Below are 8781 nucleotides of genomic sequence, written 5' to 3'. Positions count from 1 at the left end.
CGTTCCGATATTCTAACGTTTAGGGGAACTGTACCAGGGTTTGTAGCTTACGATCTTCCAGCTGTTAATATTGGTGAAGTACAAAATAAAGGTTTTGAAGTGGAACTTAAATGGAATCATCAAGTTAGTGACGATTTTAGATACTGGATAAATGCAAATATGTCTCATGCCAAAAATAAAATTGTTTTTCAGGATGAAGTTCCTCAAACAGAAGATTATTTATATAGAACCGGCAAACCTGTAGGGCAACCATTCGGGTACATATTCGATAAATTTTACAATGATTCTGATACTGGTAATGATTTACTTCCAGACCATCAGTACAATTTGATGCCGGGAGATATGGTATATAAAGATTTAAATGAAGATGGTGTCATTGATCAAAATGACCAAAAGGCGATTGGTTATCCCGTATATCCTTTTAACAGTTTTGGTCTAAATTTAGGTTTTCAATATAAGAATTTTGATTTTTCCATGTCTTGGGTAGGTGCTTCAAACACCTCGAGGATGTTAGGGGAGACATATCGTGTAGCTTTTGGTGCTACTTTAAATCGCTCTTTGTTACAGTATATGGCCGATGGCCGATGGACGCCTGAAACAGCCGATACGGCCACGTATCCACGAATGACACTTACCGGAACCCAAAATAACACAAAAAATTCAGATTTTTGGTTGCGTGATGCTTCTTATTTAAGGTTAAGAAATCTAGAGATAGGCTATAATTTCAAAAGTGCCTTCTTGAAAAATATGGGTATTAGCAATTTTAGAGCTTTTATGAATGGATCTAATCTTATTACTATTTCTAAGTTAGATATTACCGATCCTGAATCTAGAACAGCAAACGATTCGCAATATCCACTTACAAAATTATATAATTTTGGAGTTAGAGTGAATTTCCTGTAAAAAAGCTATTATGAAAAAAAAATTAATTATTAAAAAAAAAGCAAATATGAAAGCAAAAAGATTATTATATATCATTGCTATTCTAGCTCTGATTATAAACAGTTGTGAACCACTGGAGTTTGGAAACGATTTTCTTGAGAAAGAACCTAGTGTAGATGTTACTTCAGACACGATATTTAACTCGATAGAATTAACCGAACGCTATATGTGGCGAGGATATATAACCTTACCCTATGGCTTAAATACAGGATGGAATGCCAAAGATAATAAAATAGGTATGGACTTATTAGAATCCTTGACCGATATTGGGACTAGCTTTTTAGCTTGGGGAGGCCCTAACAGGCTGTATTTTAACGGTCAATATTCTGCAGCGGTAGAAAATGATGCTTCAAACACAAAATACCATTACACCAAAGAACAAAGTTGGGACGGTATTAGAATTGGATGGAATATTATCGAGAATGTTGATCGCGTACCAGATGCGTCCACTGAGTATAAAGAACAATTGAAAGCAGAAGCAAAAATGATAATTGCTATACACTATGCCGACATGTTTCGTCATTTTGGAGGTTTACCATGGGTAGACCATGCTTATACTCCTACTGAAGACACGAATTTACCTCGACTCACTTCAAAAGAAACCATGAATAATATAGTGGCACTTCTAGATGAAGCTATTCCTGTGTTGCCATTAAATGTACAAGACCTATCCAATTGGGATGGACGTTTTACTAAGGTAGCCGCTATGGGATTAAAGGCAAGAGTTCTTTTGTTTGGAGCAAGCCCTCTATTTAACGAATCACAGCCTTATATGTCTGGTGAAGCTTCAGATAAAAATATGACCTGGCATGGTGGGTACGATGCCAATTTATGGACTCGCGCTGCACAAGCTGCAAAAGATGCATTAGACGCGGCAGCAGCCGGAGGTTATGATCTCGTAAATACAGGAAACCCGAGACAGGATTTCCAAGATGGCTATTACAAACGCGGCAATGGTGAAATTCTAATTAGTACGAGAACAAGATTTAGAACTGCAGGGTTTTGGGCCGTTTCTTACTATTTTTTCCAAAGTTCGAACTATGGCTCTGCTGTACCTACAGGGAATTACGTAGATATGTTTCCCATGGCAGATGGTACGCCAATTAATGCTCCAGGTTCTGGATGGGATCCAAATGACCCATGGGCTAACAGAGATCCAAGATTATACGAAAGTGTTATGGTAAATGGTGATATTTATAGAGGGCGTACTGCAGAATTATGGATTGGAGGCCGGGAGAGAAGAAACGCTAATCATAATGGAAGCAAATCCGGTTTTAGACAAAGAAAGTTTTGGCTAGATGGAGATGCTGCTACATCTGTACGATCTATAATTCAATGGCCTTATTTAAGACTGCCTGAAATTTATTTCTCTTATGCAGAGGCTTTAAACGAGTCTAATGGAGGACCAACGCAAGCTGCTTATGACGCTGTTAATTACGTTCGGAATCGTGTAGGTTTAAATGATCTTCCAACTGGATTATCTCAAGTAGAATTTCGGGAGGCGGTATTAAAAGAAAGAGCTCTAGAATTTTATCAGGAAGAAGTACGTTGGTTTGATATTATTCGCTGGAAAAAGGAAGACAGTTTTACCAAAACAATATATGGTGTTGATACTAGACGTCAGAACGGTGAATTTACATACGAAACAAACGAGCTTCCAGAGCGCTATTGGAAGAACAACTTTTCGCCAAAATGGTACTTAAGTGCATTTCCGACAGACGAAATCAATAAAGGTTATGGCTTAGTGCAAAATCCAGGATGGGAATAACTACAATTTGAATACATACTAATTAATATCAAATGAAAAAAAACAAAATAGAACAACTAAATGTCAGTATCAATAAAGGCAGCTATTTTCAGAATTCTACTTTTAGCGGTTTTCAAAACGTTTTAAAAACTGTAAACCATAGATTTATTAAGAGTTTCTGCATCATTGTTTTGATCTTTTTTGCTCAAGTTGTGACAGGACAAACAAAAGAAGTAGTTATATCTGTAGTGGATGACTCTGGTCTTCCTTTGGAAGGGGTTGTTGTACAGTCAGTTGAAAATGCTTTAGAATTCACAAAAACAGATAAATCGGGCTCTGCTATACTAAACAGCCCCATAAATGGGTTAATAAAATTGTCCCTTAATAAAATGGAAAAAACTGTTGAGGTCAAAACTGATGTAGTTAAAGTCCAATTGGGTAATTTAGACAAGAGAGTTAATCTTGGGTTTGGATTCTCTAAGTCTGCTGAAGAGGTTACATCATCTATAGATATTGTATACTCAGATAAGCTGGAAAAAAGTTCATTAAATAACCCTACCGAAAGTCTTTATGGGCAACTTGCAGGTCTTATGGTGCTTCAAAATGGAGGAGAGCCTTGGAACAGAAACCCTAGTTTAAATATGAGGGGCAGAGGTACCATGAATAACAATTCTATATTGGTAATTGTTGATGGTTTTGAAAGAGATTTGTCATCATTAGCATTAGCCGATGTAGAAAGTGTATCTGTATTAAAGGATGGAACCGCATTAGCCAGATATGGACAAAGAGGTGCTAACGGCGTCATGTTAGTAACTACAAAAAGAGGTGATTCTGATACATTTAAGGTGGAAGTTTCTTATGATCAAGGTTGGAATTTTCCATTTCGTGAACCAGAGTTCTTAGATTCTTATGATTATGCCAGAGCTGTTAATCAAGCCAGTATTCTTGATGGAAACGCAGCTGTGTATTCTGATCAAGACCTATACGGTTTTCAAACCAATGAAAACCCATCTTTACTTCCTAACGTTAATTGGTTCGACGAAACATTTAGAGATTTTGGAACGACAACAAATGTTAATACAAGTTTTTCAGGTGGAGGAGACAATGTTAAATATTTCGCCTCAATAAATTACCAAAACGAAAGAGGGTTATTTGATAATACTAATCTTGATGATCGCTATGATAGTCAATTAAAATATGATCGTTTTAATTTTAGAACAAACTTTGATATTAATTTAACAAATACAACAAAATTTATTGTTAATGTAGCAGGAAACATAGATGGTCGTACAGAGCCAGGAGCCAGAGTTGGTAGTATAATGAATGCGCTTTACAGCGTGCCATCTGCAGCTTTTCCAGTAAGAACACCTGATGGAGAATGGGGTGGTACAGAATTTTACGATAACAATCCTGTTGCTTTGGTGTCTTCTACAGGCGTGCGGCAACCTAATGGCAGGCAAATCATGGCCGATGGTCAAATAATTCAAGATTTGAGTGGTGTGTTAAAGGGTTTATCGGCCGAAGTAGCATTAGCCTATGATAATGAAGTAAGCTATACAGAGAGCAAAATACGTGAATTCTTATACGAAAGTTTATCGTTTACAAGAAGCCTTGTAACAGGAGCCATTAACGATACGATTTCAAACATTTATGGTAGTGAAACAGATTTAAACTATTCTGATGGTTTTGGAGATCAAATTCGTCATGCAACACTGTACGGTAAGGTAAACTATGAAACATCATGGAATGATAATAAACTTAATACTTCTGTAATGTATCATCAGGATAAACGTGTAAGAGATGGGCAGTACAATACATTTCTGCGTCAAAACGCTTTAGCCACAGCAAGTTATGGCTATAAAAACCGCTATTTTATTGATGGAGTCTTATCTTATAGTGGAAACAATTTTTTACCTGACGGTGAACGTTTTGGTTTTTTTCCTGCTATTTCTGCAGGATGGATAGTAAATCGTGAAAATTTTCTAAAAGACAGCAAAAATATTGATTATTTAAAGTTACGCGCGTCTTGGGGCATGAGTGGTAATAATATTATGTCTGCTAACCTAGCTGATCAAGCATTTAGCGGTGGCGGTGGTTATTATTTTAATAATAACAATAATGATTTTGGAGGTATTAGAGAAGGGCGCTTAGCCTCACGAGGATTAACTTATGAAAATTCAATAAAAACCAATATTGGAATTGATATGGAATTATTCGGAGGACTTTCAATGACAGTAGATGCTTTTTATGACAAACGAGAAAATATTCTTGTTGAAACCAATGGGGCAGTGCCTTCTTTAATAGGGGTTAATACAGCCATAGAAAATGCAGGTGAAGTAATTAACAAAGGTATTGAGGCCTCACTTTTATGGAAAAAGGAGGTTGGGGATTTTAAATACTTCGTAGGAGGTAATTTTACATTTGCTCAAAATGAAATTGTAGAGATGAATGAGGAATTTCAACCATATGATTATTTAAAGGAAACAGGTAATTCAATAGGGCAGCAATTTGGTTTACAAACTCTTGGTTTCTTTCAAAATCAATCTGATATAGACAACAGCCCACAGCAATTATTTTCTGATGTAAGACCAGGAGATATTAAATATAAGGATCAAAATAATGATGGGGTTATTGATAATCTCGATATAGTGCCTATTGGTTACGCCAATGCATATCCAGAAATGTACTACGCTTTAAACTTTGGTTACGAGATGCATGGTTTTGGAGTAGATGTCCTGTTTCAAGGTATTGCTAATCAAACGCTCTATTTAAATACTAAAAGTGTTTTCTGGCCACTAAGAGGCAATAATACTATTTCTGATTACGCAGCCAATAGCTGGACTCCGGAAACATCTCAAACAGCTACATTACCAAGACTTTCGTTGTTAGAAAATGCCAATAATTATCGCAAAAATGATATATGGTTAACAAAGGGAGATTATTTAAAGCTAAGGCGTTTTGAAGTCTATTACAATTTTCCAGAGCGTTTAGTTAGTAAATTAAAAATAAAAAAGGCGAAAATTTACGGGCGAGGTATGAATGTATTCTCTTTTGATGCAGTAAGGGTTACAGACCCAGAAGCAACAGGTGTTGGTTACCCAACGCTTGCATCTTACCACCTTGGCGTTAAATTTGAATTTTAAAAAATAAGTACCTATGAAGATACTAAAACATATAAATTACGGACTCATCACTATACTTTTCTTTACAATTAGTAGTTGTGATTATTTAGACTATGATGAAACATCCTTTAATCGTAAGGATGATATATTTAACGATTTTAACCGTTCTAAAAACTTTTTAACAGGTATATATAGCTATCTCCCTACAGACTTTAACAGTGTTGATGGGGCCATGCGTTCCTCAGCTACAGATGAGGCGGAACATGTATTAGATTTATCAGATATCCAAAGATTTAACGAAGGCCGATTTAGCGCGCTCCAACCAATAGATAATGTTTGGGGGCGCATGTACTCTGGTGTGCGTGCTGCAAACATGTTTCTTGAAGAAGTTGAGGGACAAGAATTTTTAGAAGATAAATACAATGAAGATTATGCCGAAATTATCGAACAGTTTAATAACTACTCTTATGAAGCTAGGTTTTTAAGGGCTTTCTTTTACTTTGAGCTTGTTAAAAGGTATAAAAATGTGCCGTTAGTAACTACAGTATTAACACCCGATGAAGCCATAAATGCACAGCAAAGTACTTTTAACGATGTTGTTAATTTTATAGTTAGTGAATGCGATGCCATTTCAGCAGAACTACCAGAAGATTACGATGGATTTTCTTCAGTTTCAGAAACTGGTCGTGCCACCAAAGGTGCAGCTCTAGCATTAAAAGCACGTATGTTGCTTTATGCGGCTAGCCCTTTACATAACTCAGGCAACGATGTATCATTATGGCAAAGTGCGGCGGCGGCGGCTAAATCTGTAATAGATTTAAATGCTTACTCATTAGAAGGTGATTATTCAAACATCGTAAATAATTATACAAGTAATGAGTTAATTTTTGAGCGTCGCGAAGGTAATTCAAATGGATTTGAAAGACGAAACTTCCCTGTAGGTTACGAAGGTGGTAATACCGGAACATGTCCTACACAAAATTTGGTAGATGCTTACGAAATGCAAAGCACGGGACTGCCTATTACAGATCCTGTATCTGGATATGACCCAGCAGATCCTTATGCGGGAAGAGACTCTCGTTTGCAACAAACAATCATTGTTAATGGTTCTAGTTGGAAGGGTCAAACCGTAGGGAGTTTTATTGGCGGAACAAATGGCCAACCTATTATCAATGCTACAAAAACGGGGTATTATCTAAAAAAGTACGTTATTGAAGACATAAATTTGCTTCCTACAAATACAACTAGTAGAGAGCACACGTGGGTGTTGTTCCGTTACGGTGAGACCCTTTTAAATTACGCTGAAGCCATGAACGAAGCTTATGGTCCAGAAAATGGCGCAGCTTTTGGCATGACAGCACTTGACGCTGTAAATGAGATAAGACAACGTGCTAATATGCCAAACTTCCCATTAGGTTTAAGTCAAGCAGCCTTTCGTGAAAAATTGTATAACGAGCGTATGGTAGAACTCGCTTTTGAAGACCATCGTTTCTGGGACATTCGTCGTTGGAAGATTGGGCAACAAACCACAAGTATTTTCAAGATGGAGATTACAACCGCTGCTGTTGGTGGCTTTGTTTTTGAAAAGAAATTACTTGAAACCAGAGCTTTTGAAGACCGTATGAACTTATATCCCATACCACAAGCTGAACTTAACAAGAACTTAAATTTAAACCAAAATACCGGCTGGTAATAAACTAAAAAAGAAAGAAAACTATGAAAAATATAATTGGAATGATTTTCGTTTGTGCAGTTATTTTTACGTCATGCGAAAGGAAATTTGATCTTGGCGAATTTAATTATGACGAAATGGAGGCTCCGGTAATAGCCCCTATTAGTCCTGATGCCGTGGCAAAAGGAAAAAAGGGTGCTTGTTTTACACTAAGTAGTGATAATTTTTCGACCAAATTATCAACTTTAAAAATTCACTGGTTTTATACCTGGGGAGCTGGACTGAGTGGTGAGGTCTATGACATTAAACCAGAATATACTGAATTTGTACCTATGCAATGGGGTAAGTGGAATATTGATGATGAAAAGATTGCTGCCTATAAAGTTTTTAAAGATGCAGGTAAAATGCACTACCTTCTAGGGTTTAACGAACCAGATGGCGTAGAGCAGGCAAATATGACTGTAGATGAAGCCATTGATCGCTGGCCTAAACTTGAAGAAGTAGGCGTGCCTTTAGGAAGCCCAGCAACAGTTGATCCTGCTAACGATTGGATGAAAGAATTCATGCAAAGGGCTACTCAAAATAACCTTAGAGTAGATTTTATTACTGTGCATTCATACCGAGGCGCTAGCGTAACGAACTTTATTAATATGTTAAAGGAAACCTACAACTTATACGGAAAACCTATCTGGATTACAGAATTCGCTGTGGCAGACTGGACAGCTGCAACACCAGAAGACAATAAGTATAGTCCAGAACAAGTGCTTAACTTTATGAAAGAGCTTTTACCAGAATTAGAAGCACTGGATTTTGTACACCGCTACTCATGGTTTTCATTTAATCAAAGTAGTGCTGCTGGAACCTCTTCTGCCCTTTTTGATATGGATGGAAACATAACACCACTAGGGGAATATTATGCTAATTTTGAGCCTAACAACGACATAGGCCCAGGTAAGGATTAAAATAAATAAAGCAACTTTCATAATTGAGAAATTATGAAAGTTGCCAAATTAAATCGCTTTTGAAGGTGGATTTAATAACTATAAATATTTTACAAAAACTTTTAAAAAACAGTGTAACTTCTTTCCCTTCAGGTTTAAGTTAAGCAGCGTTTCGTGAGAAACTCCTTAACGAGCGTATGGTAGAACTCGCTTTTGAAGACCATCGTTTCTGGGACATTCGTCGTTGGAAGATTGGGCAACAAACCACAAGTATTTTCCAGATGGAGATTACACCCGCTGCTGTTGGTGGCTTTGTTTTTGAAAAGAAATTACTTGAAACCAGAGCTTTTGAAGACC

4 protein-coding genes and 2 pseudogenes are annotated in these 8781 nt (G+C 36.8%); all 6 read left to right on the top strand.

Features of this window, described 5'->3' with window-relative positions:
* Positions 1 to 903 (top strand): annotated as a pseudogene (locus AC15TD_RS04400) (hypothetical protein); the annotation flags it as partial.
* Positions 904 to 913: 10 nt separating this feature from the next.
* On the top strand, positions 914 to 2710 hold the full coding sequence (locus AC15TD_RS04395) for a RagB/SusD family nutrient uptake outer membrane protein (RefSeq protein ID WP_484450919.1): 1797 nt from the start codon (positions 914 to 916) through the stop codon (positions 2708 to 2710).
* A 32-nt stretch (positions 2711 to 2742) separates the two neighbouring features.
* The gene (locus tag AC15TD_RS04390) at positions 2743 to 5832 is read left to right on the top strand and encodes a SusC/RagA family TonB-linked outer membrane protein (protein ID WP_484450918.1); all 3090 of its coding nucleotides are present in this window, start codon (positions 2743 to 2745) and stop codon (positions 5830 to 5832) included.
* A 13-nt stretch (positions 5833 to 5845) separates the two neighbouring features.
* On the top strand, positions 5846 to 7504 hold the full coding sequence (locus AC15TD_RS04385; RefSeq protein ID WP_484450917.1) for a RagB/SusD family nutrient uptake outer membrane protein: 1659 nt from the start codon (positions 5846 to 5848) through the stop codon (positions 7502 to 7504).
* A 23-nt stretch (positions 7505 to 7527) separates the two neighbouring features.
* On the top strand, positions 7528 to 8445 hold the full coding sequence (locus tag AC15TD_RS04380; RefSeq protein ID WP_484450916.1) for a glycoside hydrolase family protein: 918 nt from the start codon (positions 7528 to 7530) through the stop codon (positions 8443 to 8445).
* Between the two features lie 161 nt (positions 8446 to 8606).
* Positions 8607 to 8781, top strand: a pseudogene (locus tag AC15TD_RS04375) (RagB/SusD family nutrient uptake outer membrane protein); the annotation flags it as partial.

The sequence above is a fragment of the Yeosuana sp. genome (genome assembly GCF_057126245.1).
The sequence above is the reverse complement of the archived record's forward strand: the minus strand, read 5'-3'. Positions and strand labels throughout refer to the sequence as shown.

Excerpts from the sequence above, each read along its gene's own strand:
- AC15TD_RS04395 (WP_484450919.1), top strand. The coding sequence starts at position 914 with ATGAAAAAAAAATTAATTATTAAAAAAAAAGCAAATATGAAAGCAAAA.
- AC15TD_RS04390 (WP_484450918.1), top strand. The coding sequence starts at position 2,743 with ATGAAAAAAAACAAAATAGAACAACTAAATGTCAGTATCAATAAAGGC.
- AC15TD_RS04385 (WP_484450917.1), top strand. The coding sequence starts at position 5,846 with ATGAAGATACTAAAACATATAAATTACGGACTCATCACTATACTTTTC.
- AC15TD_RS04380 (WP_484450916.1), top strand. The coding sequence starts at position 7,528 with ATGAAAAATATAATTGGAATGATTTTCGTTTGTGCAGTTATTTTTACG.